The sequence below is a fragment of the Rhizobium sp. BK060 genome (assembly GCF_014193145.1).
In the GTDB taxonomy this organism is placed as follows: Bacteria; Pseudomonadota; Alphaproteobacteria; order Rhizobiales; family Rhizobiaceae; genus Rhizobium.
On sequence record NZ_JACHYW010000008.1, the window covers coordinates 208,618 to 233,950 of the forward strand.

Here is a 25,333-nt window from a genome sequence, read left to right on the forward strand (position 1 = left end):
GTGGACGAAGCAAACGGTGTATCGGCGAATGCGCAAGCGGCGCCTGCGGCTAAGCCGGAGCGCGGCAAGGCCGTCAAGCTGGTCGATCGGGTCTTCGACCAATTGCAGGAGCGTATTCGCTCGGGAAACTATCCGCCAGATTCACGCCTGCCTGGTGAGCACGAGCTTGCATCGATGCTTGGTGTCTCGCGCCCCATCGTGCGCGACGCGTTGGCACGGTTGCGCGATCAGGGGATCGTCTATGCCAGGCAAGGAGCCGGTACCTTTGTCAGCGCCCACGGCTCACCAACGGCGCAGCTTTCCTATTCGCCGGTCAAGACGATCGCCGACATCCAGCGCTGCTATGAGTTTCGCCTGACGATCGAGCCCGCGGCCGCCTACTTTGCCGCCAAGCGCCGTGACGAGGCGGCGATTCAGAAGATTGCCGCAGCGCTAGCCGATCTGCGTGAGGCAACCAGCCACCAGCTTCATCGCACCGACGCCGACTTCACGTTCCATCGTGCGGTCACGGAAGCTGCCAACAATCACTACTACACGGCCTCGATCGATGCCCTGAAGGCGCATATCGCGGTCGGCATGCACCTTCACGGCCTATCGCTCCTTGGTCCGCGTCAAGGCCTTGAGCAAGTCTATGAGGAGCACAACAAGATTTACCTCGCTATCGTCGAAGGCCGCGCGGAAGATGCGCGGGCGCTGATGAAGGCGCATCTCGAGGGGTCGCAGAGCCGCCTCTTCGAAGGCCGTGCGCTGGACCTTTCGATGTAGGCTGCGGCAGTCGGCTTGACAGCTCGGCTGCTCTGGCTCTAACCTTTTCACATTCACCAGGGGGGTCCCGGCAGGGGGCTGAGATACTGCTATCGTGCGCAGTGACCCGTTGAACCTGATCCAGTTCATACTGGCGTAGGGACGGTGCAAGCGCTCGAAGGCATTGGATTCTCGCGTGGAATCCGTGTCGGCGTCTTTTCATCATTCCGGCTGAGGACTGGGTCTCCAAACCTAAAACTTGGAGCCTCAACCATGAATATTGCCGCAAAGAACATCACCCCGGCCGTTACGACAGGCCCATTGCCGGCCTCTCGGAAAATCTACATTCCGGGGGAAATTCACGCCGACATCCGCGTGCCGATGCGCGAAATCACCGTCCACCCGACATCAGGGGAACCGCCGGTCACGGTCTATGATTCCTCAGGCATCTATACGGTCGAAGGTGCTGACATCAGCATCGAGCAAGGGCTTCCGGAACCGCGTCGCAATTGGGTCCTCGCTCGCGGCGATGTCGAAGCCTATCAGGGCCGCCAGGTGCGCCCTGAGGATAACGGCTTTGCCAGTGGCGAACGGCTGACGCCGGAATTTCCTGCCAAGCGCCAGCCGCTCCGCGCAAAGGACGGCAAGGCCGTCACCCAGCTCGCCTATGCCCGCGCCGGCATCATCACGCCCGAGATGGAGTTCATCGCGATCCGCGAAAATCTCGGCCGCAAGGCACAGGCGGAAGCCATCACGCGCGATGGCGAGAGCTTCGGCGCTCGGATTCCGGATTACGTCACCCCGGAATTCGTCCGGCAGGAAGTGGCTGCCGGTCGTGCGATCATTCCCGCCAACATCAATCACCCCGAATCCGAACCGATGATCATCGGCCGGAACTTTCTGGTGAAGATCAACGCCAATATCGGCAACTCCGCCGTCACCTCTTCCATGGCCGAAGAGGTCGAGAAGATGGTCTGGGCGGCACGCTGGGGCGCCGATACCGTCATGGATCTTTCCACCGGCCGCAACATCCACAACATTCGCGAATGGATCATTCGCAACTCTCCACTGCCGATCGGCACCGTTCCCCTCTATCAGGCACTGGAGAAGGTCGAGGGCATTGCCGAGAACCTGACCTGGGAAGTCTATCGAGACACCCTCATCGAACAGGCGGAGCAGGGCGTCGACTACTTCACGATCCATGCCGGGGTGCGGCTTCACTACATCCCGCTGACCGTCAACCGCGTCACCGGCATCGTCTCGCGTGGCGGCTCGATCATGGCCAAGTGGTGTCTTCATCACCACCGCGAGAGCTTCCTCTATGAGCACTTCGAGGAAATCTGCGACATCTGCCGCGCCTATGACGTCTCGTTCTCGCTCGGCGACGGCCTGCGTCCGGGTTCAATTGCCGATGCCAACGACGCCGCGCAATTCGCCGAACTGGAAACCCTCGGCGAACTGACGAAGATCGCCTGGGCTAAGGACTGCCAGGTGATGATCGAAGGCCCCGGCCACGTGCCGATGCACAAGATCAAGGAAAACATGGATAAGCAGCTCGCCGTTTGCGGCGAAGCACCGTTTTATACGCTGGGGCCGCTGACCACCGACATCGCACCGGGCTACGATCACATCACCTCCGGCATCGGTGCTGCTATGATCGGCTGGTTCGGGACGGCGATGCTCTGCTACGTCACCCCGAAGGAGCACCTGGGTCTCCCCGACCGCAACGACGTCAAAACCGGTGTCATCACCTACAAGATCGCCGCTCATGCCGCCGATCTCGCCAAGGGACACCCGGCAGCTCAATTGCGCGACGACGCACTGTCGCGCGCCCGCTTCGAATTCCGCTGGGAGGATCAGTTCAACCTGTCGCTGGATCCCGAGACAGCCCGCAGCTTCCACGACGAGACACTGCCGAAGGAAGCGCACAAGGTGGCGCACTTCTGCTCCATGTGCGGCCCGAAGTTCTGCTCGATGCGGATCTCGCACGACATCCGCGCCGAGGCGCAGAAGGAAGGGCTCGACGCCATGGCGGCGAAATACCGCGAGGGCGGCGATCTCTATATGCCGATCGACGCCACCCAAGGGTCGCGTGACTGAGATGCATGTCCTAGTCAAAGGGGCCGGCGTTGCCGGCCTCGCGGTCGCGCACGAACTCAGTCTTCGTGGTGTCGACGTCACCGTTGCGGATCCAAGCTCTAGCCAAGCAGCCTCCTGGCTCGCGGGCGGCATGCTCGCGCCCTGGTGTGAGCGTGAAAGCGGGGACGAAGCCGTCTTGCTGCGCGGCCGCGATGCCATCGACCGGTGGGACACGATGCTGTCGGGCGAGGTACACCGAAACGGAACGCTGGTCGTTGCTCCCGCGCGCGACCAAAGCGAACTCGATCGGTTTGCCGGTCGCACCAGCGGCCATGAATGGTTGGGCGAAGAGCAAATCGCCGCGTTGGAGCCGGCTTTTGCCGGGCGCTTCAGGCGGGCCCTGTTCTTCGCGTTGGAAGGACATCTCGATCCAAGGCGCGTGTTGGGTCTGCTGCGAGAAAAGCTCCTCGCCCGGCGTGTCGCATTCATCGAGCAAGTCACCGAACATACCGACTACGACGACATCGTGGACTGCACGGGCGCAGCACGAATCGGGCAAACGAGCGGACTTCGCGGCGTTCGCGGCGAAATGCTCTATCTGGAAACCCGCGAAGTTACCCTCGCCAGACCCGTTCGCCTGCTGCATCCCCGCTTCCCCGTTTATGTCGTTCCGCGTGGAGATGGCCTCTTCATGGTGGGCGCCACCATGATCGAGACGGAGTTCGGCGGTCCGATCTCGGCGCGTTCGATGATGGAGCTGCTGAACGCCGCCTATGCAGTGCATCCCGCCTTCGCGGACGCTGCCGTCGTCGAAACCGGCGTCGGCATCCGCCCGGCATTTGCCGACAATTTTCCCCGCGTGGTCCTCGAGCATGATGCGGTCGTGCTCAACGGCCTCTATCGCCATGGCTTCCTGCTGGCGCCCGCAATGGCCCAGGACGCTGCGGACCTTGTCTTCTCCAGAACTGAACCAGGAGGAAAAAGCCGATGAAACTGATCGTCAACGGCGAGCATCACGACCTCATTGCACCAACGCTGTCCGAACTGCTGACGCTGATGGAATACGAAGGCGACTGGATGGCGACTGCCGTCAACGGCGAAATCGTCCACCGCGAGGATCGTGCCGACCACGCACTCAACGACAACGATTGGATCGAAATCCTGTCGCCGATGCAGGGGGGCTGACCATGCTTAAGCTTTACGACACCGAAGTCTCCTCTCGCCTGCTTCTCGGTACCGCACGATATCCCTCACCGGCGATCCTCGCGGAGGCCGTGAAGCGATCGAAAACGGAGATCGTCACTATCTCCCTGCGCCGCGAGACAGCCGGTGGGCGAAATGGCGGTACCTTCTTCGAGATGATCAGGGCGCTCGGCGTTCGGATTCTGCCGAACACAGCCGGCTGCCATGGGGTCTCCGAGGCCGTGCTGACGGCTAAGATGGCACGCGAACTGTTCGGCACCAATTGGATCAAGCTGGAAGTGATCGGCAATCACGATACGCTTCAGCCCGATGTTTTCGGCCTGGTGGAGGCCGCACGCATTCTTTCAGCCGACGGCTTTCAGATCTTTCCTTACACGACCGACGACCTCGTGGTGGCGGAGAAGCTGCTCGAAGCGGGTTGCCGCGTATTGATGCCCTGGTGTGCCCCAATCGGCAGTGCCGCGGGGCCGCTGAACCTCACGGCGCTGCGCTCCATGCGCGCACATTTCCCGGACGTTCCGCTCATCATTGACGCCGGCATCGGTCGGCCATCGCACGCGGCAACCGTCATGGAGCTCGGCTTCGACGCCGTCCTCTTGAACACCGCCGTTGCCGGCGCCGGCCACCCGGTTGCCATGGCCAGTGCATTCGCCAAGGCGATCGAATCGGGCCACGAGGCCTTCGGTGCCGGCATGCTGGAGCCGCGCGATGTCGCGGTTCCGTCGACACCGATCATCGGAAAGGCCGTATTCGCATGAAGCTCGATCCCTTTTATCTCATCGTCGATAGTGCCGAGTGGATTGCGCGGCTGGTGCCGCTCGGCGTCAAGCTTGTGCAGTTACGGATCAAAAATAAAACAGCGGTCGAGCTGCGCGCCGAAATCCGAACAGCAAAGACAATTTGCGCTGTGCATGGCTGTCAGCTGATCATCAACGACTACTGGCAGCTTGCCGTTGAGGAAGGATGCGATTTCGTCCACCTCGGTCAGGAGGATCTGGAAGCGGCCGATCTCGGCACCATTCGTGCCGCCGGCTTGAAGCTCGGGCTGTCAACCCACGACGATGCTGAACTCGATACAGCGATGGCGGCAAAGCCGGATTATATCGCGCTCGGCCCGATCTATCCGACCATTCTCAAGCAGATGAAATGGTCGCCGCAAGGACCGGAACGCCTCCGCATATGGAAGGCGCGAGTGGGCGACCTGCCACTCGTTGCCATCGGCGGGTTGAACGCCGATCGCATCGAGACCGTCTTCGCCCATGGAGCAGATAGCGCTGCTGTCGTTACTGACATTACGCTGAGCGCTGATCCGGAGGCGCGAACGAGGCAATGGCTTCACGCCACGGCGTCCCGGCGGACAGTGTTTACCGGCGCATAACCGCACGCGGCGGCCGAGATGGCGGCCCCGCGTGCTTTTGTCCCTCCAAAAATCATTGAATTGCACACGACGCTTCGCCATGTTGGTGTCGGGGCTGAATAACAAGTTGGGCTTGGCACGTATGTTACAACGGACCGAGGAAACGGATGTCGCGCTGATCGACAGGCTTCAGCAAGGCGCATTCAATTATTTCCCGAAGCACTACAATCCCGACAACGGGCTGGTCGCGGACACGTCCATCGCGGGTGTTCCCTGCAGCATCGCCGCGGTCGGCTTTTCCCTGTCGTCCTATCCCGTCGCTGTCGAGCGTGGCTGGATGCAGCGCTCCGACGCGATCGAGTACACGCTGAAGACGCTTTGCTTCTTTGCCAACGGTCACCAAGGTCGTGAGCGGCATGCGATCGGCTATCGCGGCTTCTTCTATCACTTTCTGCATATGGACACCGGCCATCGGGCCTGGAACAGCGAGCTGTCAACCATCGACACCACGCTTCTGGTTGCAGGCATGTTGACGGCCGCGGCCTATTTTGATCGCAATACCGAAGCCGAGACGGAGATCCGCAGGCTCGCGAACTTGGTTTACGAGAGAATCGACTGGCACTGGGCGCTGAACAAAGGCCAGACCATTTGCATGGGCTGGAAGCCGGGCAGTGGCTTCCTGCGCTGGCGCTGGCAGGGCTACGACGAAGCGATCCTGCTTTATACGCTGGCGCTGGCTTCCCCGACGCATCCGATCCCGACGTCGAGCTACGATGCTTTTACCGCAAGCTACTCCTGGATGCTGTTCGGCGACCAACCTTATGTCTATGCCGGCCCGCTCTTCATTCACTTTTTCTCGCATGCCTGGATTGATTTCCGCGGAATCCAGGACAAGGCGATGGCCGATCGCAACTGGGATTATTTCCGCAACACCCAGGTATCGATTGCCGTGCAGCGTGATTACGCGGAGCGCAATCCCGGCCACTTCGTCGGCTACAACAAGGACGTCTGGGGTCTATCCGCCTCGGATGGCCCGCCTCCGACGCGCAACATGCGTGGCGGTCGCCATCCGCGCGTGCTCGGCTATGCTGCGCGCGGCGCACCGCTCGGACCAGATGACGGCACCATCGCACCCTGGGCCGCGCTCGCGTCGCTACCGTATGACCGCCAGGCGTCGCTCGATGGCCTTCGCGCCCTGATGTCCACGTATCCGAACCTGCTCTACGAGGATCGTTTCCCCGGCGGGTTCAATCCGACCGTGAAGACCAAGCGACCGGAAGGCTGGGTGGACGATCGCTGCGTCGGCATCGATCAGGGACTTCTTGTGATGACGATCGAAAACGATCGGTCCGACTTCATCTGGGGCCTGATGCGACGGTCACCCGTCATCCGGCGCGGTCTTGAACTGGCGGGCTTTAGCGGTGGCTGGCTGTCGGAAGACGAAGGCTCTGAACTGAAGATCGCCTGATCAGCGGCTTCCGAGAACGTGCGCCTTGCCGGCGATATCGAGACGAACACGATCTCCGCGCTCCGGAAGCGCCACGCTCGATGTCTTGATCATGATCGGCGGCAGGGCCACTCCCTCAAGCGACACGGCGACAGTGCAGGTCGCTCCACCGAATTCCACTTCGACGACACGTCCGCGATAAGTCTGCTCGCTTTCATCAGCAACGACCCTGATCTGTTCGGGCCGTAGCATGATCTCGACCTTGCCCTGGCGGTCCCCGTCGACCGCCACGCGGCCGAGCGCGCAGTCAGCAAAGCCGTTGCGAACGATCGCCGGAAGCATCACGGCGTCGCCGAGGAACAGGGCTGTCTCCCGATCGAGGGGCTGCAGGTAAACCGATTGCGGCGACCCGGCCTGGATCAATCTGCCTTCCCGCAGGACGGCAACCTGATCGGCAAAGGAGAGTGCTTCCGCCTGATCATGAGTAACGAGGATCGTCGTGATACCTGCGGACTGAAGAACGCGCGCCACGGCCTTCCGCATATTCTCGCGCAGTCCTGTATCGAGTGCCGAAAACGGTTCGTCGAGCAACATCAAGCGCGGCTTGCGGCCAAGTGCGCGGGCAAGGGCCACACGCTGCTGTTGGCCACCGGAAAGCTGGTGCGGCCGACGGGTGAGCATGTTGCGGTCAAGCTCGACCATATCAAGCAGCTCGATAATGCGTCGTTCGCGATCGGGCGCACCGCGCTCGAAGCCGAAGCCGATATTGTCGGCGACACTCAGATGGGGAAACAGCGCGCCGTCCTGTGACACGATACCGATGCCTCGTTTGTGTGCGGGCACCGCTACAGGACCGTCAGCCAGAAGCTCACGGTCGAGCGTCACGCGACCGCCGTCGGGTTGCTCGAAACCGGCGATGATGCGCAGCAGCGTCGTCTTGCCCGACCCTGAAGGCCCGACGACGGCAGTGCGGCTTCCGGCGGCAACATCGAGTGAAATATTCTGCAATGCCTGGACATGCCCGTAACGCTTGCTGATGCGATCGATCGTAAGCAGCGTCATTGTCCGGCAGTCCGTTTCGATTGGGCATAAAGAAGAAGCGTGAGCGGCAGCGATAACACGACCATCATGAATGCGTATGGCGCCGCCGCCACGTAATCGATCTCGCTGGTCAGCGACCAGAACCTCGTGGCAAGCGTCTCCACCCCATTCGGCGCCAGCATCAATGTCGCGGTGAGCTCGTTGGTAATCCCGAGACCAACAAGCGCAACGCTGGCCGCCGCACCCGGCGCAGCCAACCGCATGGTGATCTGCCTCACTGCTTGGGCGGGCGTGCGGCCAAGGCCCATCGCGGCACGCTCCAGCTCCACGGGTGCCTGGGCGATACTGGCCCGGAGGCCCACCATGGCACGCGGCAGAAACAGCAGTATGTAAGCAACAATAAGGGTCGCGAAGGTCTGATAGAGAGGCAGAACGAGACGGACCGTAATCGTCACCAGCGCGAGCGCCACGACCACACCCGGCAACGAGCCGACATAGTAGTGGCAGGCCTCGAGCAGGCGCTGGAGACGCCCCGGTGCGCGCACGGAGAGCCAGGCCATCGGTGCGGCAGCAATCGTCGCAAGCGCGCCGCCGGCGATAGCAAGAACGATGGTTTGCGCGAAAGCATTGCCGACCGTGTCGACACGCCAGACCTCGAGCCCGCCGAAATAGAGCCACCGCACCAGCGTTACGAGAGGAACGCCGAGCGCCAGAGCCGCCAGCCCCACCTGAAGCACGATCGCCGGCACCACGAACCAGCCGAGCCGCCGGCGATCCGCAGGCCGCGCCGAGCCGGATCCGACCCGGGCATATCGCTCATTGCCGCGCAACAGGATTTCGAGACCCAGCAGAAACAGGCAGCAGCAGACAAGGACACCGCCCAGCATGTTGGCCGCGGGGCTGTTATAGGCGGATTGGAACTGGTCGACGATGGCGGTAGCGAAGGTGTCGAAACGGATCATCACGTAGAGACCGTATTCCGACAGCAGGTGCAACGCGATCAGCAGCGAGCCGCCGCAGATGGCGAAGCGCAGCTGCGGCAGGATCGTACGGAAGAACAGACGCCAAGGCCCAAGGCCGAGGGAGGCGGCAGCATCCTCGATGGCGGGATCAAGCCGACGCAAGGCGGCAGCGACCGGGAGGTAGAGAAACGGAAAATAGGCGAGCACGGAAACAAAGACGCCGCTCTGCAGGCCGCGCATGCCCGGAACGAGGCTGATCCAGGCGTAACTATGGACGAAGGCCGGCACCGCGAGCGGCGCAACCGCCAGCCACGACCACAGCCGGGCGAAGGGTATGTCCGTCCGTTCGACCAGCCAGGCAAGCGTCACGGCAAGAGCGATCGACAGCGGAATGGTAAAGGCTTCCAACAGCACCGTGTTGACGAGCAATTCGCCGACGCGCGCGCGGAACACCAATTCCTTGACGGTCTGCCAGCCGACATCAAAGGTTATCCAGCCGATGAAGCCAAGCGGCACCAGGCTGAACAGCGCCACGACGGAGGCAAAGAGGATGACGGCAGCGTGGGGCAGATGCGCCCGCAGCCGATCTATTCCCGCCACCGGCCGCGCCATCGGCCTTTCATGGCCGGGAACAAGCAATCTGTTGTCCTGCAGCAAGGCCGCCGCCTTCATACGCTGAAAAAGGAAGGCAACCGCCTATGAAAGGCGGTTGCCGATTTCGTCATGCCCTACGTTTTTCTTGAGCCAAAAGCAACAGTTTTGACCCGCAGGGGCCTGCGAAAGGACTAGATGATGCCCGCGGCCGTCATCAGTTCCGTCACCTTCTTGCTGTTCAGCTTGGCCGCATCAACCTTCGGTGCATCGAGATCAGCCAGCGGAACGAGCTTGTCGTTCGAAGCGGCATCCTTACCGATGGCATATTCGTAGGACGTACCGCTCTTCAAGATGTCTTGGCCGGGCTTGCCGGTCACGAACTTCAGGAAGGCCTGAGCTTCCTTGGCATGCTGGCTCGACTTCAGAGCGCCACCGCCGGAAACGCTGACGAATGCACCCGGATCCTGGTTCTTGAAGTAGTGCAGCGCAACGTTCTTGCTGTTTTCACCGGTCTTCGCCTGATCGCCGAACCAGTAATAGTGATAGATCACCGCACCCTCGACTTCGCCGGCATTGACCGCCTTCATGGCGACGCTGTTGCCCTTATACGGAGTGGAATTTTCCTTGAGCGCCTTGAGCCACGCCGCCGTTGCTTCCTCGCCCTTGAGTTCGAGCAAAGCGCTGACGATCGCCTGGAAGTCAGCGCCGGCCGGCGAAGCGCCCCAACGACCCTTCCAGGCCGGATCCGCAAGGTCGAGCAGCGACTTCGGCAGCTTGTCTTCAGTCAACTTCGTCTTGTCATAGACAAAAACGGTCGAACGGGCGGCAATGCCGGTCCACATGCCGTCAGACGGACGATATTGCTCGGGAACTTGGTCTAGCGTTTCCTTATCGACCGGCGCAAAGAGGCCGGCGGCATCGACCAGCGTCATGGCCGGAGAGTTCTCGGTCAGGAAAACGTCGGCCGGCGACGCATCGCCTTCCTGAACGATCTGGTTGGCGAGCTGCATGTCCCCGCCCTGGCGCATCGTTACCTTGATGCCGGTTGCCTTGGTGAATGCATCGATCCACTCGCGCCCGAGGCTCTCATGTTGAGCGTTGTAGACGACAATGCCTTCGGATTCCTGCGCCACAGCGGCGCCGGTGGCGAGCGAAGTTGCGGCAACAAGCGACGCAGCAAGCGCCAGCGCGCCGGAAACGCGATTAAGGGAAGTTTTCATGAAGCCCTCCATGGTGTTGCACCCGAGATCCCCGAGGTGATGGGAGCCCGTATATTTTTGTTGATCTGGCATTTCAAGTTTTAGAGATGCTTCGGGGATCACAAATACTTGAAATCGTTCGTCAACTTTAGAATCGTTCTAGCTAGAGCGAATAGATGGTGGCAACAACTTCATCCTCGACCTCGAGGCCGCTTTCCAGCGCCTGTCTACGAGCCGTTTGGCCGCGACGCCCGGGGAGCCGCACGCCGGGGTCGGACGAAATCTGGTCCGCCAACCTGACCAACCTTTCCGCCACGCCATTTCCACCGCTAGCGGCCGGGTTGATGACAACAAGCATCTGCCCAAGACCGGGCGCTGAACCCTTGTCGTCAAAAAGCGAGGAGGACTCGAAGGAGAAATTGGCCCCGGTCAGGGCGCCGGCAAGGAATTCGACCATCATTGCTAAGGCCGCACCTTTGGCCTCTCCAGATGGGGCCATCGTCCCCTCGAGTGCGGCAAGGGCATCCGTCGTCGGCTGACCGTCCCGGTCAAAGGCCCAATCAGCAGGGATATCAACGCCTTTCTGGCGTGCGGCCATCACTTTGCCACGGGCGACGCGCGAGAGCGCGAGATCAATGACGAGAGGGTCAGTCTTCGGGATCGGCGCGGCAAACGCGATGGGATTCGTTCCAAAGACGGGTTTCCGCCCGCCCCAGGCGGCCATGGAGGCGGTGGCGTTGGCAACCATCAGAGCGACAAACCCCATTTCCGCAAACCGCTCGACGGTCAGCGCAAGAACGCCGGCGTGGTGCGAACGGTGAACTGCCGCCAAGGCAATGCCCTGCTCCCTGACAATCTCCGGAAGAACCGAGGCGGCGAGATCAAACGCAGGATAGGCATAGCCGTGGCAGGCATCGATCCGCACAACCGCAGGAAACAGTCGTTCGAGCTGCGGCTTGGCAAATCCATCGACCTTGCCTGCCCTCGCCTGCTTTGCGTAAGCCTCGACGCGGCGCAGGCCATGACCTCCCTGTCCAGCCGCTTCGGCAGCAACAAGCGCCCTAGCGACCGAGCGCGCATTTGCCTCGTCCACGCGATTGCGCGTCAGGGCATCGATAACCAGCGTTTCCGCCGCAGCCAAAGTCAAATGCATGGCGACCTGCAAAAAGGAAAAAGGGTGATGACGTGTTATGTCATCGCCCTTCCAGCTGCAATGCAGCAGCAGTCATTCAACGTCAAACTTCACGCCCTGTGCGAGCGGCAATGTCTTGCCGTAGTTGACCGTGTTCGTCGCCCTGCGCATGTAGGCTTTCCAGGCGTCGGAGCCGGATTCGCGGCCACCGCCGGTTTCCTTCTCGCCGCCGAACGCACCACCGATTTCGGCTCCGGACGGACCGAGGTTGATATTGGCAATTCCGCAATCCGAACCACGAGCCGAAACGAAGGTCTCGGCTTCGCGCATGTCATTCGTGAAGATCGAAGAAGAAAGCCCCTGCGGCACGGCGTTGTGCAGTTCCAATACCTGATCGAAATCCGTGTACTTCATGACGTAGAGGATTGGCGCAAACGTCTCATGCTCGACAGGGCCAGTCTGTGAGGGCATTTCAACGAGCGCCGGACGGACATAGAAGGCGTCTCCCGCACCGTTTTCGACGCGCTCACCCCCGGTGACCTTGCCGCCAGCCGCCTTCGCCTGTTCCAATGCGGACTGCATATTGCCGAACGCCTGCTTGTCGATCAGCGGCCCGACGAGCGTACCGGCCTCCAGCGGATTACCGATCGACACCGAGCCATAGGCCTTCTGCAGGCGCGGAACGAGCTTGTCATAGACGCTCTCGTGAACGAACAGGCGGCGCAATGTCGTGCAGCGCTGGCCGGCCGTACCCATGGCTGAAAAGGCAATGCCACGCAGCGTCAGATCAAGGTCGGCGGTTGGGCAGATGATCGCGGCATTGTTGCCGCCGAGCTCTAGGATCGACCGCGCGAAACGCTGCGACAGGCGAGGACCGACAGCGCGGCCCATGGCCGTCGAGCCGGTCGCGGAGACGAGTGGCACCTTGGGATGGTCGACGAGGACTTCCCCGACATCGCGACCGCCGATGAGCAAGGTCGAGAGGTTGGCAGGCGCGACGCCGCCTTCGGCAATGAACCGCTTCAGCGCCCTTTCAAAAAGCGCTTGAACGGCAAGCGCCGTCAGCGGTGTCTTCTCCGATGGCTTCCAGACCGTCGAGTTGCCGCAGACAAGCGCCAACGCCGCGTTCCAGGACCAGACGGCGACCGGGAAATTGAAGGCCGAGATGATGCCGACGACACCAAGCGGATGCCAGCTTTCCATCATTCGGTGTTCCGAGCGCTCGGTGGCAATGGTTAGACCATAAAGCTGGCGTGACAGGCCGACGGCAAAGTCGCAGATGTCGATCATTTCCTGGACTTCGCCGAGCCCTTCGGACGTGATCTTGCCAACCTCGATCGAGACAAGCCGCCCGAGAGCGTTCTTCGCAGCACGAAGCTCTTCGCCGAGCAGGCGCACGAGTTCGCCGCGCTTCGGAGCAGGGACGGCCCGCCAATCGAGGAACGCCTTGTGGGCGGCCTCAATCGCAGCCTTTGCCTCGGAAGCCGAGTGCTCCTTCAGCGCCCCGATCTCCTTGCCAGTGACCGGAGAGGTGACACGGAGCGTGCCGCCCGTATAGCGGTGGGCACCGACGCCCAATTCTGTGAGCAGTCTTTTCGTCTCGGTGGCGAGATCAAGTGCAGAAATGGTCATGGGTTCAACCTCGTTTCTCAAAAGCGGGCGTCGGCGATATGGGCCAGTTGGGCGCCGGCTTCGTACCACATCTCCTTCACGGCGCGGAAGCTCGGTTCGGACGGCGCGGTAAGCGGCAGCGGCAGGTCCGCTTCCGTCGTCTGCCCCAGGATAAGCTGGGCAAGCGTGCGGCCGAACACCGTGCCGGGCGCGATCCCGCGACCATTATAGCCGGAGAAGCCCACGACATTCGGCGCGAACCTGTGGAACCGCGGCAACGCATTGGCGGTCATCCCGATCTTGCCGTACCACTCACACTCGAACTCGACGTCCCCAAGCTGCGGAAAGAGCTTCTTCAAAGACCGTTTGGCCCAGGCCGTGTGGATCCCAAGCCCGGTATTGCGCAGAGCACCAACGCTGCCGAAGACAAGACGTCCGGCCTGATCCATGCGGTAGGACGACAGTATTTCCTTCGTATCCCAAACGCCTTCGCGCCCTGCAAGAATCGAACCGCGCAGATTGTCGCTGAGCGGCCGGGTGGCCAGATTGAAATAGGGTAGGTGCACCTGCTCGTTGCGCACCGCTTCCCAGGGACCGGTGCTATATGCGTCGGTCGCCACGATAATCCAGTCGGCCGTGACCTCCCCCTTTGCGGTCTTGATGGTCCAGCGATTGCCTTTCCGCTCGGTCCCGATGACGGGGCTCGACGTGTGGATTGAAACGCCAGCCTTGACCGCCGCATGTGCAAGGCCGCGGGCGTAGGCGAGCGGCTGCAGCGTGCCTGCGCGCATGTCGAGCAACGATCCCGTATAGGCACTGCTGCCGACACGCTTGACCGTTTCGGCGGCGTCAAGCAGCACCACCGGCGCCCCGCGTGCCGCCCATTGCCGGGCGCGATCCTCAATCTCCTTCAAGCCACTCGCGCCAACGGCGACGTGAAGCGTGCCGTTCCGTTCGAGCTCACAGGCAATGCCGTGCTTGTCGATCAACTCCATCACCAGCCTTGGAGCGTTGCCCAACAGGTCGAGCAAACGCTCGCCGTAAACAGGGCCGAGAACACCGGGAAGGTCGTCAGGCATCACCCACATGCCGGCGTTGATCAAGCCGACGTTGCGGCCCGCGCCGCCGAAGCCGATCTCCGCAGCTTCCACAAGCACGACCTTTGAGCCCGCCTCGGCCAGATGGAGACTTGAGGAAAGCCCCGTATAGCCTCCGCCCACGACAACGACGTCGGCGCTCACGGCGCCGGTAAGCGCGGAAGTCACAGGCGGCTGCGGAGCGGTTTTTTCCCAGAGGCCGTGGGAGCGGGGATCGTTCAGCATCGATCAAATCCATCCATTAAACTGGCGACATTCTAGCGCCGTGCCTTTGCTCATGAAACCACTGATCAGGCTGCCGGCCACAACCTCGGGAACGGTGGGCGCGGCAGATCGATCGCATTTCCAGTTCATTCCGATTCCGTCACATGAATTACTTTACAAAGCCCCAGATGCCGTAAATATCGACATTTAGGAAACAGCTTATTCTCAAATGGAATGATGGATGCTGCCGTCACGAAGATTTCTTCCCTCGACATCCTTGCTGGTCGCATTTGAATCTGTCTCACGCACTGGCAGCGTGACGGCTGCGGCGCGTGAACTCGACCTCACACAAAGTGCCGTCAGCCGCCAGATCAAGGCACTGGAAGAGCAGCTCGGCGTCGAGCTGTTTCTGCGCGAACGTCAGACCGTGCGGTTGACCCTCGCCGGCGACGCCTATGCGCGCGAGATTCGCGAGGCACTGCGACGCATTTCGAGTGCATCGCTGAACCTCCGTGCCAATCCGCATGGCGGTACGCTCAATCTGGCCATTCTCCCGACATTCGGGACGCGCTGGCTGGCCCCGCGGCTCGGACGCTTCCTTACTGCCAATCCAGGGGTGACGATCAACCTCGTCACCCGACTGTCGCCCTTTGACTTCCGGCTCGATTCCATAGACGCGGCCATTCACTTCGGTCACCCGCATTGGCCTGGCGCGGAGCTGACATTTCTCATGTCGGAGAGGACCGTCCCGGCCTGCAGCCCCGAGTTCCGCAGCCGGCACGCGATCAGCACGGCGCAAGATTTGCTCGGCGTTCCACTGCTGCATCTGACGACGCGGCCGGATGCCTGGGAGCGCTGGTTCGCCGACAATGGCGTGAATTTTCAGACCGTGCACGGCATGCTCTTCGACCAGTTCGCGACCGCCGCCCAAGCGGCGATGGCGGGTCTCGGCGTTGCGCTGCTGCCGACCTTTCTCATCTACGACGAGCTGAAGCGCGGCGACCTGATTGCCGCCGTCGATCGCGAAATGGAAAGCAGCGAGCGCTACTACCTTGCCTATCCGACAGAACGGGCCGACTACGCGCCTTTGGAAGCATTTCGCCGCTGGATCGTTCGAGAAGCCGCCATCTGACGGAACAGCTTGCGCCGACATGGCGCTTTCGACCATTATGCGCCGAACCAGAATATGATGCAGGAAACGTCGATGAAGCCAATTTTCGTTCAGCTCCAATGCGCACCCGGCAAGACCTACGAGGTCGCGGACGCCATTTACCAAACAGAGCGCGCTTCCGAGCTCTACTCGACGAGCGGCGACTATGATCTTCTGCTCAAGGTCTACATCGAAGAAGGGCAGGACATTGGCAAGTTCATCAACGATAACATCGCCAACATACCCGGCATCGTGCGTTCGCTGACAACGCTGACCTTCAAGGCGTTCTGAGCAGCCGTTTCAAACGCCTGCCAATCCCGCAATGGCAGGCTTGGGCTTTAAAATGAGACGGCTCGCGAGCTACCTACGCTTGTGATCTCACCGGACGGCGCTTCTCCATCTGCCGACCCCGATTGCGGAAGCAACCGGACGCGTTTGGCGGCGCCGGGGGCAAGATGAAACCAGTCGTCGTCCGGTCGATAGCCATCAATACCGATGTGGACGGACTGTGCGAACCTGTCGACTGCGATATCGAGCCCCCACGCATTGTCCTTTCGCGTCACCGCCACCTGGATTTCGGCATCGTGGAAGGCCTTCGAGCGCCCCAACGGAAAATGGAAGGCGTCGGCGACCACCAGACCACCATCCGGCAGACGCAAGCGAGCAACGGTGACGTCGTGAGAGGGTGGGCCGAAGCGGAAGGCGTAGGTCGTGTCGAAAAATGCGCCAAAGAGATCGGTGGCGGCAAAGGTCTCGCGACTTCTCGGCGCCAAAGTCAGAATGCGGCCGCCACTGACGACGTGCTGCTTGCCGTGCCTCAAACAAACCAGCTCGAGATCAAGCTGGAGAGCGTGCTCGGTCTCATTCAGCACGTGAACGTCGAGGCCATTCGTGCCCTCGTCGGTCACGACCACCTGCACCGGCCGGAAAGCGCGGCACAGGGCATACCAGGCCGGCTTCGGCTCGCCGGTTGAATCGATCACACCCCAACCGGCACCAGGCATCAGATCCTGCAGCGTCCAGACCAATGCGCCGTTGCATGTCGACCCATTGCGGCGCCATTCGGCGAAGGTTGCTTCCACAACTTCGCCCGTGACGACGCGGGAAAGATCGAGGTACCGCTCGCGATCTTCACGACGAAGCCGCGCCGGATCCTCGCGATAGAGTTCTGCCAGATAGAAATCCCTTACGTCCTCGAAATCCCACGACGCGCCGCGGTCGCGGGGGACACGCGATTTCCATAGCGGACTGTGGACCGGCGGAACATCCAGATGGCGTTGCAGCGTTGGCTGCTGTGGCACATGAGCGAAAGCCAGGCTCTCGGCCGCGAAGCGAACATTCGCTCGTCGAGCATCGTCAAGCGGTTGCATATAGGCGCCGACGCCGTAGTAATGGGTAACCCCAACGTTCGCAGAAAACGGCATCGCGCCGCCCGAAGGTGAATTTGGCACATACGGGACGTCGGGCCGCATGCGTCCGGCAATCGCCGGAATAATCTCCTCCGTGATCGGACCCGACCAATAGTCCTGCGGCAATCCAAGCATGGCCGCCTGCTGGTAGATTTCGCTGCCGCCGCACAATACCGCGAGTGACGGGCATCCCTGGACGGCGTGCAGGAGTTCCTCAACCTCCGCGTGGACATGCGCCGTCAGCGCTTTGTCGTTCTTCGGATAGTCGAAATTGGCGAACATGAAGTCCTGCCAGACAAGCAGGCCGAGTTCGTCACAGAGCTGAAAGAACTCCGGTGTCTCATAGGCCATCGTCCCGCCAATGCGGATCATGTTCATGCCCGCCTCTGCGGCCAGGCGCAAGAACGGCTCGTAGTCCGACCGGCCGCCCGGCAGCCGAACGATATCGGCGGTCGTCCAGACAGCACCACGGCAGAAGATGCGTTCGCCGTTGATCAACAGCGCAAAATCATCTCCGTGCGATCCGCGATCAATGTCAATCCGCCGAAAACCTGTTCGCCCTGCATGATGCGCGACGCCGTCGATGACAATCGAGTAATCATAAAGTTGAGGCGCGCCATGCGTGTGCGGCCACCAGAGATCAACGCCCTTCAGCTTCAGAATCGCCGAGTGGTGGCTGTCTCCAATCTTTTCGAAGGCCTGCTCGATCTCTCCACAACGAAGCATCAAATCCGGATTGTCGACATTCGTGTGAAGCGAAACGCTCAACCGCCCGGTACCGTCCGCCTCAAGCACGGCACGGACAGTGACATTGTCGATCGAAACGATATCGCGGCGCACGAGCGTGATGGCACGCCACGGCCCAACCGCATGAATTTCAGGACACCAACCCGGCATCCGTCCAAGCAACGTCGTGCGAACGTTCTTCAAGCCTTGCGGCGTGATCATCTGCGGACGCCAGCGGGCGCGAGGGCCGGATTCGGCCAGCTTTGGCGCAAGGGCTCGGAAGCAAAGTGCCAACTCATCGCCGCCCGAGAGCGTCACCGGTATCTCGTGCATGGTGAACATGCTTTCCGACGACAGGATTTCCTGGCCATTGAGGAAGACATGACACAGCGTTGCCAACCCCTCGAAGCGCAGGATCGCGTCGCCGGGCTGCGCGTCAAAAAGCCGGCAGAGATACCACGCGTCGCGGGTATCGAGCGGCTCCGGATTCTCGCGATCGAAGCGCCCGGCCTTTTCCAATGCCGCGGCGACAGTTCCCGGCACTTCGGCGGCGATGTACTGTGCGGATAAGGGAATGTCATGAGGGGTTGCGCAAGCGTCCGGCTCCGTCAGAACCAGATTCCAGCCTTCGGCGAGCAGAGTTTCCTCCGCGCCGACACTCGCCAACCGTCCCCGCATGCTTAGACTCCCGGCTTCACAGGCGCTCCTTGAGCGAAGCCATCATGGAATCCCATGCATCGGCTGCCGGATCAAGCGCTGCGCGCAGTGGATCATATTTCTTCCGCGTCACAGCCCGGGCGAGCTGGAACTGCACCGACTTTGCAATTTCGGAAATCCGGCGCGCATCAGCGATGGCAGACGAGAATTCGTTGCCAGAGAGCCAGGCGAGATGGTCGCCGGCAAGTTCGAAATTGGCGCCAAACTGGCGTAGCGTGTTGAACGCATACTTGTGAAAGAAGCCAAACGGCCGCTCTGCGACCGCTTCCACCTGCTGCGGAAACACTTCGGCGAAGGCCCGAATAGGATTCGAGACCGGCCGGCGACCGAAGTGACGTTCAAGAAGTTTGCGCGCGGTGGTGCTGACATGCGCAGCCTCAGGAATACGGGCGGGAAACTTTGCAAACTCCGTATATGGAAGGAACAACGGATCTTGTGGCTTCAGGTTGAGCTGGAACAGCCCATCGAAGTCTTCGCCCTCGAGCTGAAAGTAACCACCGTTGTGAAAATACTCGATGCGCTTGCCGGCGAAGTCGAGCCTGTTGATTGCGACGGTGGTCTTGCCATGCTCGGTCCGGTAGGCAGTGCCCTGCGTATCGGGCATATAGAAAGAATCCATCTCGATCAGGCAAAGACGCCCGCGTGCAATCTGCACCTCAACGTGCCGTTCGACGCGGTCGAAGATGGCAAGTTCGGTGACGCGGATGTCGTAGAGTGCCTCAAGATCCTCGAGGGGCACCTTGAAGAAGGTGAATTGATCGCCCTCGAAATCCTGGGTGAGCGTGAAGCCAAGCATCGCCTCCGGCGCAGCGCCGACGGCGTTCAGCACTTCGATCCAAAGGTCGACGTAGCAATTGGTTTCAGGCCACATGCGCTCGCTGGAGTGCAGCGGATGCGGCTGATAGCCGTCCGGGCGCACCCGTGGAAAGACGGCTCTCATCGTTTCGTTCAGCCCCACAGCGCTTGACGCACCTTGGAAGGCCAATGCTTGACCTCGAGCCCGTGGTGATGGAACAGCGCGAGCGCGATGCGTTCAAGCCCGAAGCCAACGCAGGCGGTATGCGCAACGCTGCCGTCTTCAAGATAAAGGCCCCATTTCGTGCCGAACGCATCCTGATGGTAGTTGAAGCTCATGCAGGCCGTCGGCTTAGCAACCGAGGTGATCGGAATGAGCAGCTCGAACTTCAGGTTCTGATCGCGCTGATTGTTAGCCAGCATTTTGCCGGCGCGGCCGAAGAACGGATCGTTCGCGACATCGATGGCCACATCGAGGCCGACCGCCTTCATCATTTCGACGCCGCGGTCCATCCAGCGTTGACGGAAATCCGTGACGTGCTCTTCCATACCCATGCAAATATATTCACGCATGCGGAAGAGCTGCTGGCGCGCGGGATCCTGCGAAGGCTCATGGCGGAAGCAGTAGGATTGCAGATCGAAGAGGCTGCCACTCATCGGCAGTTTGCCGCGGCGAGCAACTGTCGGATAGAGCGGATAGCATGCCGCAGGAGTCAACACGATGTCAGTCGCCTGCTGATCCTTCGTCCAGTCGTCACCCACTTCCATGCATTGAAGGAGGCTGACGTGGTCGAGCTCGCTGCCACAGAAACTGTGAACGGTGCCGGCAAGCTGCGGGAAGCTCTTCATGTAGCCGCTCTTCTCGAAGAAGGCGCGATTCATCCCGGGCGGAAAACGCATCGCTTCAGCGCCGTCGGCGCCGCCGAACTTGTCGATCAGGCGTTCGAAGGCGGCGATCACATCTTCGAATTGTCCGCTGCGCCCGTAAAGACCGTCAACGCCCGTATCGATCAGGAGGCCCGATTCAAAAAGCCTGTCCAGAAACGTTGTCTGCACGTCCATGTCGTCACCCCAGTAAGCTAGTGTCCTGCTTGTGGACAAGAAGCATGCTCGACGTGTTGCCGAGGATGCGGTCGTTCGAGATCATGAGTTGTGCGGAGTGGGCATCGCGCAGATGTCGGCCGACGCTGAATGGCGTGCCATTCTTGTAGCCCATGATCCCGCAAATCAGCATCACGTGATTGACGATTTCGAGAATCGTTTCCGATGACGCAATCTTCACGTTGTTCATCGTCACGGCAAAGCCCATCGAGGAAAGCTTGTCTGCGTCGCTCTTGGCATCCTCGTAGGCCTTCAGGCCGGCGACGACGTTCGAGCGAACCATTTGCAGCAGATTGGAGACCTCGGCCAATCGCAGGGCTCCGGGCGGTGGCGCCCCTGGTGACTTGCGCGCCGCAGCGCGCACGAACGCCTGCGCCCGCCCCACGGCATCGACGGCGATGCCGTACCACACGCCGCTCCAAAGCAGGTGCGATGAAGCCAGCATGGATTGAGCCGCGATCTCCGCGAAGGGCTTCGGTAGAATTTGTCGAGCTGGGGCCTCGCCTTTGAAGAGGAAGCCATCCGAACACGTACCGCGCATGCCGAGCGTGTTCCACGCGTGGGTCTTTTCCAGAGCGTACTGCTCCTTGAGGAAGACAGTCAGGACCTGATCGGAGGAAGCCGCATTTGCATGGGCGCGCGACGTAATCATGATCGCATCGGCGTAGGAGCCATAGGATATGACGGTCGCGTCTTTGTCGAGACGGCAACGATCACCCTCCACCTCGATCGCACAGATGCTATTCCTGAGATTGCCGCCAATGCCGCCCTCCGTCGTCGCCGATGCGATCAGCAATTGCTCGGCCGCCACGCGTTGCATGAAGGCCCGATGCCATTCGCTCTCGGCGCCGTGCTCGACAAGACTGCAGAGCTTGATGTGATGCATGGCGAAGACCATGGCAGCCGCCGAACACGCCTGCCCAAGCATCGAGCACAGCTCGGCTATCTGTGCGATCGTCGCGCCTTCGCCCCCGCAATGGCGTGGGATCTGAATTCCGAGCAGTCGCTCGGCCCTCATTGCCTCCACCGCTTCGTGCGGGAACCTCCCATCAAAATCGACGGAGTCCGCATGCTTTGCCGCAATCGCTGACACACGGGCGACTCTGGAGGCAAGATCCTCTTCCGCGATTTTGACCGGAAAGTTCATTTAGGCGACCTTCCGGCTATCTTTGATCTGGTCGACAGTCTTCGCGATCGCCGCGATGCTGGCGAAAGACTTGCGATTCAAGAGATTGTCGGGAAACTCGATATCGAATGCCTCTTCGATGCCGAGCATAAGCTGCACGGAAGCGAAGGAAGTTAGGCCCACCGCATAAAGGTCGGCATCGTCGGCAACTTGGTCAACAGAGACGGGAAGCTTTCCAAATTTGACCAGGAGCTCACGGATCGTAGTATTCATTATGACTTCTCCAAGATGATCATATCTCGAGTGGCGAAACTGCCTTGTTCTCGGAATAGACGTAGTCTGGAAAAGACAAAATTCTCCTAAATGACGTAGTTAAAGTGAGCTAAGCACCTCAACTAAATTCTTATAGGAGAAACGGGATGACGTGGAACTTACGTTGGATTTCAATATCTTGCCTACGATTTATATTCTCGCGCCATGAAGAGGTCTCGCGACACATTGTTCAAGAACAACACTTCGCCCGCCCCGTTTTCACTAGGCGACCGGCGGATACAGGTGCTCGGCACCGCGATAATCCGAAACAGAATAGCACCCCTCGCCCGACTCTCTGATCGACTGCTCACCGATGACGGCCTTGCCATGGCCGCCCGGTATGTCGAGTATGTAGGTGGGTTGGCAGAGACCGGAGATCCGGCCGCGCAAAGCGGCGACGATCTTCTGCCCTTCTTCGATCGTCAGCCGAAAATGGCTCGTGCCGGGAGCGAGGTCCGGATGGTGCAGATAGTAAGGCTTCACACGCGTCTCGACGAAGGCCTTCATCAACCCTGCAAGTACTTCTGGATCATCATTGACGCCCCGCAGGAGCACCGATTGGCTGACCATGACAATTCCGGCATCGATCAGGCGGGCACACGCCGCGCGTGCCTCTTCGGTCAGTTCGCGAGGATGATTGGCATGCAGCGCCACGTAGACGGTTTTGCCACTCGCTCTCAGGGCTGCAATCAAGGCTGCATCAACTCTTGAAGGATCCACCACGGGAACGCGTGTATGGAACCGCACGATCTTCACGTGATCGATCGATGCCAGTTCGCGAAGAATTTCTTCCAATCGTCGCGGAGACAGCACCAACGGATCGCCGCCCGTCAGGATCACCTCCCAGATTTCCTTATGGTCTCGAATGTAGGCAAAGGCTGCCGTCATTGCCTCGGGGTCTAGCGTGCCCAAGCCTTGCGGGCCAACCATCTCGCGGCGAAAGCAGAAACGACAGTAGACTGGGCAGACATGTACGGCCTTCAACAGTACCCGATCGGGATAGCGATGAACGATCCCCTGCACGGGACTATGGGCTTCGTCTCCGATCGGATCCGCACGCTCTTCGGGCACGACGTTGAGCTCGGCCGCATCTGGTACGAACTGCCTGGCGATTGGGTCTGCAGCGTCCGTGCGATCAATCAAGCGCGCGACCGCTGGCGTCAATGCAATGGCGTAGCGTGCGGCTACATCAGCCAACGCGTCCCGGTCTCTCTGACCCAGCAGCCCAGCGCTTTCCAGACCCTCGACGGTCTTGATAGGCACGATACTGTTCATCTGCCGTACTCCGCGACTGGGGCCCACATCACCTGATCGATCCGCGACGCGCCGGTTGCCAGCATCACCAACCGATCGAAGCCGAGAGCGATCCCGCTTGCCTCGGGCATGATGGCAAGCGCGTCCAGAAAATCCTCATCCAGAGGATAGCTTTCGCCGTAGATGCGGGCCTTCTCAGACATCTCGATCTCGAAGCGACGGCGCTGTTCCGCCGGATTGGTAAGCTCGCCAAAGCCGTTCGCAAGCTCGACCCCGCAAGCATAGACCTCGAAACGTTCGGCAACACGGGGATCACGAGCGGAGGGGCGCGCCAACGCTGCTTCCGACACCGGATACTCGTCAAGAATGGTCACTCGACCGAAACCCAAATGAGGCTCGACCTTCTCGACAAGGACGCGGCTGAACAGATCGGCCCAGCCATCATCGTCCGCAACACGCATGCCGATCCGCTTCATCTGGTCAGCGAGATGCGCCCGATCCGTCGCACCATCGGCGCAAACGGAAGCCAGGAGATCGATGCCGGCATAGCGTTCGAAAGCTGCGGCAACGCTTGTTCGGTCCGGCCCTGCGAACGGATCGCAGTCACTGCCTTTATAGGTGAGCCGTGCCGTCTTCATCGTTTCTGCAGCAAGCGCCAAAATGCGAACGCAGTCCATCATCAGGCTCTCATAGCTTTCGCCCACACGATACCACTCAAGCATCGTGAATTCCGGATGATGCAAGTGTCCACGCTCGCGATTGCGATAGACGTGTGCGAAACAGGCGATACGCTGCTCTCCGGCCGAAAGCAGTTTCTTGCAGGCAAACTCAGGCGATGTATGCAGGTAAAGCGGCGCCGCCGTCTGGCCGTCGGTCGTCAATGCTTCAGTGGCAAACGCATGAAGGTGCGCCTCGTTGCCTGGCGAGACCTGCAGCGTTGCGGTGTCGACCTCCAGAAAATCCTCGCTCAGGAAGTAGCCGCGCAATGCAGACTGGATCGCATTTCGTCCAATCAGGAACGGGCGGCGGTCCAAATGCATGCTCGGCGTCCACCACGGCGACACTTTGGCGATCGAGGGATTCATTGGCATTTGTCCTGACCGACCTGTCCAACCCTGGGGCTGGCTATTTGCCGGATTTTAGGTTAGTTGCGCCCCCAAAGAATAATCACTCGCGTCTCCGGGGCTGTATCGACAGTCCTCTACGACGCCAAAAGCCGAGTTACAAGGAAGTCTTAATGGTCAAGGTCATCGCCTCTTCCGTCCGCAAGGGCAACGTTCTCGACGTAGATGGCAAGCTCTACGTCGTTCTGACTGCCCAGAACTTTCATCCGGGCAAGGGCACGCCGGTTACCCAGGTCGACATGCGTCGTATCGTCGATGGCGTCAAGGTCTCCGAGCGCTGGCGTACGACCGAACAGGTGGAGCGCGCTTTCGTCGAAGACGTGAACTTCCAATACCTCTACGAAGATGGCGAAGGGTTCCACTTCATGAACCCGGCGACCTACGACCAGGTCGTCGTCGACAATGAAACGATGGGCGATCAGAAGGCCTATCTGCAGGAAGGCATGACCTGCATTCTGTCGATCCATGAAGGCGTTCCGCTTGCACTCGAGCTGCCGCGCCACGTAACTCTCGAAATTACGGAAACCGAACCGGTCGTTAAGGGCCAGACGGCTTCGTCGTCCTACAAGCCGGCAATGCTGTCGAACGGCGTGCGCACCATGGTGCCGCCGCACATCAACGCCGGCACGCGCGTTGTTATCGCGACGGAAGACAATTCCTACGTCGAGCGCGCAAAGGACTGATCGTCCGCTTCAGCGCTGAGAACTATGGCCGCTTCGGAAACGACGCGGCCTTTTCTTGTCGGCGACACGTTCGTATCGCGACCACTGTTCAAATCGGCATAGGGGGCGATCGTATTCGATCGCGCCCCTGCCACACCACCCGGCATGCGGATCCGCACCGGGCGGTTCGAGAGATTGAACTAAGCCGCTAGTCGCGGCAATTGGTGCCCGCTTTGAGAGATGCCTCCTGTCTGAGAGGATTTGGGTGTTGCAAACCCACCCTTCAG

General features: G+C 60.6%; 23 protein-coding genes and 1 riboswitch. Of the genes, 10 read left to right on the top strand and 13 right to left on the bottom strand.

From position 1 onward, the window contains the following. From FHT71_RS11605 to FHT71_RS11635, 7 genes are all read left to right on the top strand, one after another. Positions 1-765, top strand: coding sequence for a FadR/GntR family transcriptional regulator (locus FHT71_RS11605; protein ID WP_183719709.1), 765 nt, complete (start codon positions 1-3; stop codon positions 763-765). 48 nt (positions 766-813) lie between these two features. Continuing rightward, a riboswitch (TPP riboswitch) is annotated at positions 814-925 on the top strand. Positions 926-1,017: 92 nt separating this feature from the next. Continuing rightward, a complete protein-coding gene (gene thiC / locus FHT71_RS11610; RefSeq protein WP_183719711.1) occupies positions 1,018-2,844 on the top strand; it encodes a phosphomethylpyrimidine synthase ThiC in 1,827 nt (608 codons plus the stop codon). 1 nt (position 2,845) lies between these two features. Then, positions 2,846-3,814, top strand: a complete 969-nt coding sequence (gene thiO, locus FHT71_RS11615) for a glycine oxidase ThiO (protein ID WP_037083010.1) — start codon at positions 2,846-2,848, stop codon at positions 3,812-3,814. After that, on the top strand, positions 3,811-4,008 hold the full coding sequence (gene thiS / locus FHT71_RS11620; protein ID WP_183719713.1) for a sulfur carrier protein ThiS: 198 nt from the start codon (positions 3,811-3,813) through the stop codon (positions 4,006-4,008). The genes thiO and thiS overlap by 4 nt, the downstream gene beginning before the upstream one ends. Positions 4,009-4,010: 2 nt before the next feature. Then, positions 4,011-4,784, top strand: a complete 774-nt coding sequence (locus FHT71_RS11625; RefSeq protein WP_132588631.1) for a thiazole synthase — start codon at positions 4,011-4,013, stop codon at positions 4,782-4,784. After that, complete coding sequence (locus FHT71_RS11630; RefSeq protein WP_132588632.1) at positions 4,781-5,404, top strand: thiamine phosphate synthase; 624 nt, start codon at positions 4,781-4,783, stop codon at positions 5,402-5,404. The genes FHT71_RS11625 and FHT71_RS11630 overlap by 4 nt, the downstream gene beginning before the upstream one ends. Positions 5,405-5,525: 121 nt before the next feature. Then, entirely contained in the window at positions 5,526-6,851 is a 1,326-nt protein-coding gene (locus FHT71_RS11635; protein ID WP_183719715.1) for a glucoamylase family protein, read from the top strand. Here FHT71_RS11635 and FHT71_RS11640 read toward each other — a convergent pair whose 3' ends face one another. The 6 genes from FHT71_RS11640 to FHT71_RS11665 form a co-directional block, all read right to left on the bottom strand. Then, entirely contained in the window at positions 6,852-7,892 is a 1,041-nt protein-coding gene (locus tag FHT71_RS11640) for an ABC transporter ATP-binding protein (protein WP_132588633.1), read from the bottom strand. Beyond that, complete coding sequence (locus FHT71_RS11645) at positions 7,889-9,505, bottom strand: iron ABC transporter permease (RefSeq protein ID WP_132588634.1); 1,617 nt, start codon at positions 9,503-9,505, stop codon at positions 7,889-7,891. The genes FHT71_RS11640 and FHT71_RS11645 overlap by 4 nt, the downstream gene beginning before the upstream one ends. 113 nt (positions 9,506-9,618) lie before the next feature. After that, a complete protein-coding gene (locus tag FHT71_RS11650) occupies positions 9,619-10,647 on the bottom strand; it encodes an iron ABC transporter substrate-binding protein (RefSeq protein WP_007794571.1) in 1,029 nt (342 codons plus the stop codon). A 142-nt stretch (positions 10,648-10,789) separates the two neighbouring features. Next, positions 10,790-11,779 (bottom strand): Ldh family oxidoreductase, encoded by a 990-nt coding sequence (locus FHT71_RS11655; RefSeq protein ID WP_132588635.1) that lies wholly within the window; start codon positions 11,777-11,779, stop codon positions 10,790-10,792. Between the two features lie 72 nt (positions 11,780-11,851). Next, positions 11,852-13,390: an aldehyde dehydrogenase family protein gene (locus FHT71_RS11660; RefSeq protein WP_132588636.1), complete on the bottom strand. Its 1,539-nt coding sequence runs from the start codon at positions 13,388-13,390 to the stop codon at positions 11,852-11,854. A 17-nt stretch (positions 13,391-13,407) separates the two neighbouring features. After that, positions 13,408-14,691 (bottom strand): FAD-binding oxidoreductase, encoded by a 1,284-nt coding sequence (locus tag FHT71_RS11665; RefSeq protein WP_132588637.1) that lies wholly within the window; start codon positions 14,689-14,691, stop codon positions 13,408-13,410. Positions 14,692-14,911: 220 nt separating this feature from the next. Between FHT71_RS11665 and FHT71_RS11670 the strand changes: the two genes are divergently transcribed. Both FHT71_RS11670 and FHT71_RS11675 read left to right on the top strand, forming a co-directional pair. After that, a complete protein-coding gene (locus tag FHT71_RS11670) occupies positions 14,912-15,802 on the top strand; it encodes a LysR family transcriptional regulator (RefSeq protein WP_132588638.1) in 891 nt (296 codons plus the stop codon). 72 nt (positions 15,803-15,874) lie between these two features. Beyond that, on the top strand, positions 15,875-16,111 hold the full coding sequence (locus FHT71_RS11675; protein ID WP_007794587.1) for an Lrp/AsnC ligand binding domain-containing protein: 237 nt from the start codon (positions 15,875-15,877) through the stop codon (positions 16,109-16,111). Between the two features lie 47 nt (positions 16,112-16,158). On the opposite strand, the gene FHT71_RS11680 is transcribed toward FHT71_RS11675, so the two are convergent. The 7 genes from FHT71_RS11680 to epmA all read right to left on the bottom strand — a co-directional run bounded on the left by FHT71_RS11680 (position 16,159) and on the right by epmA (position 24,345). Then, positions 16,159-18,633, bottom strand: coding sequence for a glycoside hydrolase family 2 protein (locus FHT71_RS11680; RefSeq protein WP_183719717.1), 2,475 nt, complete (start codon positions 18,631-18,633; stop codon positions 16,159-16,161). A gap of 16 nt (positions 18,634-18,649) precedes the next feature. After that, a complete protein-coding gene (locus FHT71_RS11685; RefSeq protein ID WP_183719719.1) occupies positions 18,650-19,612 on the bottom strand; it encodes a DUF1839 family protein in 963 nt (320 codons plus the stop codon). A gap of 8 nt (positions 19,613-19,620) precedes the next feature. Continuing rightward, complete coding sequence (locus tag FHT71_RS11690; RefSeq protein ID WP_007794597.1) at positions 19,621-20,529, bottom strand: amino acid--[acyl-carrier-protein] ligase; 909 nt, start codon at positions 20,527-20,529, stop codon at positions 19,621-19,623. Positions 20,530-20,533: 4 nt separating this feature from the next. After that, on the bottom strand, positions 20,534-21,715 hold the full coding sequence (locus FHT71_RS11695; RefSeq protein ID WP_183719721.1) for an acyl-CoA dehydrogenase family protein: 1,182 nt from the start codon (positions 21,713-21,715) through the stop codon (positions 20,534-20,536). Next, positions 21,716-21,967, bottom strand: a complete 252-nt coding sequence (locus FHT71_RS11700) for an acyl carrier protein (RefSeq protein ID WP_007794604.1) — start codon at positions 21,965-21,967, stop codon at positions 21,716-21,718. It abuts the gene before it with no gap. Positions 21,968-22,228: 261 nt separating this feature from the next. Then, entirely contained in the window at positions 22,229-23,281 is a 1,053-nt protein-coding gene (locus tag FHT71_RS11705) for a lysine-2,3-aminomutase-like protein (protein ID WP_132588642.1), read from the bottom strand. Further along, entirely contained in the window at positions 23,278-24,345 is a 1,068-nt protein-coding gene (epmA, locus tag FHT71_RS11710; protein WP_132588643.1) for an EF-P lysine aminoacylase EpmA, read from the bottom strand. Before epmA ends, FHT71_RS11705 begins: the two co-directional genes overlap by 4 nt. Positions 24,346-24,497: 152 nt before the next feature. On the opposite strand from epmA, the gene efp reads away from it, so the two are divergent. Next, entirely contained in the window at positions 24,498-25,067 is a 570-nt protein-coding gene (gene efp / locus FHT71_RS11715) for an elongation factor P (protein WP_007794613.1), read from the top strand. The last annotated feature ends 266 nt before the right edge of the window (positions 25,068-25,333 follow it).

Excerpts from the sequence above, each read along its gene's own strand:
- FHT71_RS11630 (WP_132588632.1), top strand. The coding sequence starts at position 4,781 with ATGAAGCTCGATCCCTTTTATCTCATCGTCGATAGTGCCGAGTGGATT.
- thiO (WP_037083010.1), top strand. The coding sequence starts at position 2,846 with ATGCATGTCCTAGTCAAAGGGGCCGGCGTTGCCGGCCTCGCGGTCGCG.
- FHT71_RS11685 (WP_183719719.1), bottom strand. The coding sequence starts at position 19,612 with ATGAGAGCCGTCTTTCCACGGGTGCGCCCGGACGGCTATCAGCCGCAT.
- FHT71_RS11650 (WP_007794571.1), bottom strand. The coding sequence starts at position 10,647 with ATGAAAACTTCCCTTAATCGCGTTTCCGGCGCGCTGGCGCTTGCTGCG.
- FHT71_RS11645 (WP_132588634.1), bottom strand. The coding sequence starts at position 9,505 with ATGAAGGCGGCGGCCTTGCTGCAGGACAACAGATTGCTTGTTCCCGGC.
- FHT71_RS11635 (WP_183719715.1), top strand. The coding sequence starts at position 5,526 with ATGTTACAACGGACCGAGGAAACGGATGTCGCGCTGATCGACAGGCTT.
- FHT71_RS11700 (WP_007794604.1), bottom strand. The coding sequence starts at position 21,967 with ATGAATACTACGATCCGTGAGCTCCTGGTCAAATTTGGAAAGCTTCCC.
- epmA (WP_132588643.1), bottom strand. The coding sequence starts at position 24,345 with ATGAATCCCTCGATCGCCAAAGTGTCGCCGTGGTGGACGCCGAGCATG.
- thiS (WP_183719713.1), top strand. The coding sequence starts at position 3,811 with ATGAAACTGATCGTCAACGGCGAGCATCACGACCTCATTGCACCAACG.
- FHT71_RS11640 (WP_132588633.1), bottom strand. The coding sequence starts at position 7,892 with ATGACGCTGCTTACGATCGATCGCATCAGCAAGCGTTACGGGCATGTC.
- FHT71_RS11625 (WP_132588631.1), top strand. The coding sequence starts at position 4,011 with ATGCTTAAGCTTTACGACACCGAAGTCTCCTCTCGCCTGCTTCTCGGT.
- FHT71_RS11695 (WP_183719721.1), bottom strand. The coding sequence starts at position 21,715 with ATGAACTTTCCGGTCAAAATCGCGGAAGAGGATCTTGCCTCCAGAGTC.
- FHT71_RS11705 (WP_132588642.1), bottom strand. The coding sequence starts at position 23,281 with ATGAACAGTATCGTGCCTATCAAGACCGTCGAGGGTCTGGAAAGCGCT.
- thiC (WP_183719711.1), top strand. The coding sequence starts at position 1,018 with ATGAATATTGCCGCAAAGAACATCACCCCGGCCGTTACGACAGGCCCA.
- FHT71_RS11680 (WP_183719717.1), bottom strand. The coding sequence starts at position 18,633 with ATGCGGGGACGGTTGGCGAGTGTCGGCGCGGAGGAAACTCTGCTCGCC.
- FHT71_RS11655 (WP_132588635.1), bottom strand. The coding sequence starts at position 11,779 with ATGCATTTGACTTTGGCTGCGGCGGAAACGCTGGTTATCGATGCCCTG.
- FHT71_RS11675 (WP_007794587.1), top strand. The coding sequence starts at position 15,875 with ATGAAGCCAATTTTCGTTCAGCTCCAATGCGCACCCGGCAAGACCTAC.
- FHT71_RS11670 (WP_132588638.1), top strand. The coding sequence starts at position 14,912 with ATGCTGCCGTCACGAAGATTTCTTCCCTCGACATCCTTGCTGGTCGCA.
- FHT71_RS11665 (WP_132588637.1), bottom strand. The coding sequence starts at position 14,691 with ATGCTGAACGATCCCCGCTCCCACGGCCTCTGGGAAAAAACCGCTCCG.
- FHT71_RS11660 (WP_132588636.1), bottom strand. The coding sequence starts at position 13,390 with ATGACCATTTCTGCACTTGATCTCGCCACCGAGACGAAAAGACTGCTC.
- FHT71_RS11690 (WP_007794597.1), bottom strand. The coding sequence starts at position 20,529 with ATGGACGTGCAGACAACGTTTCTGGACAGGCTTTTTGAATCGGGCCTC.
- efp (WP_007794613.1), top strand. The coding sequence starts at position 24,498 with ATGGTCAAGGTCATCGCCTCTTCCGTCCGCAAGGGCAACGTTCTCGAC.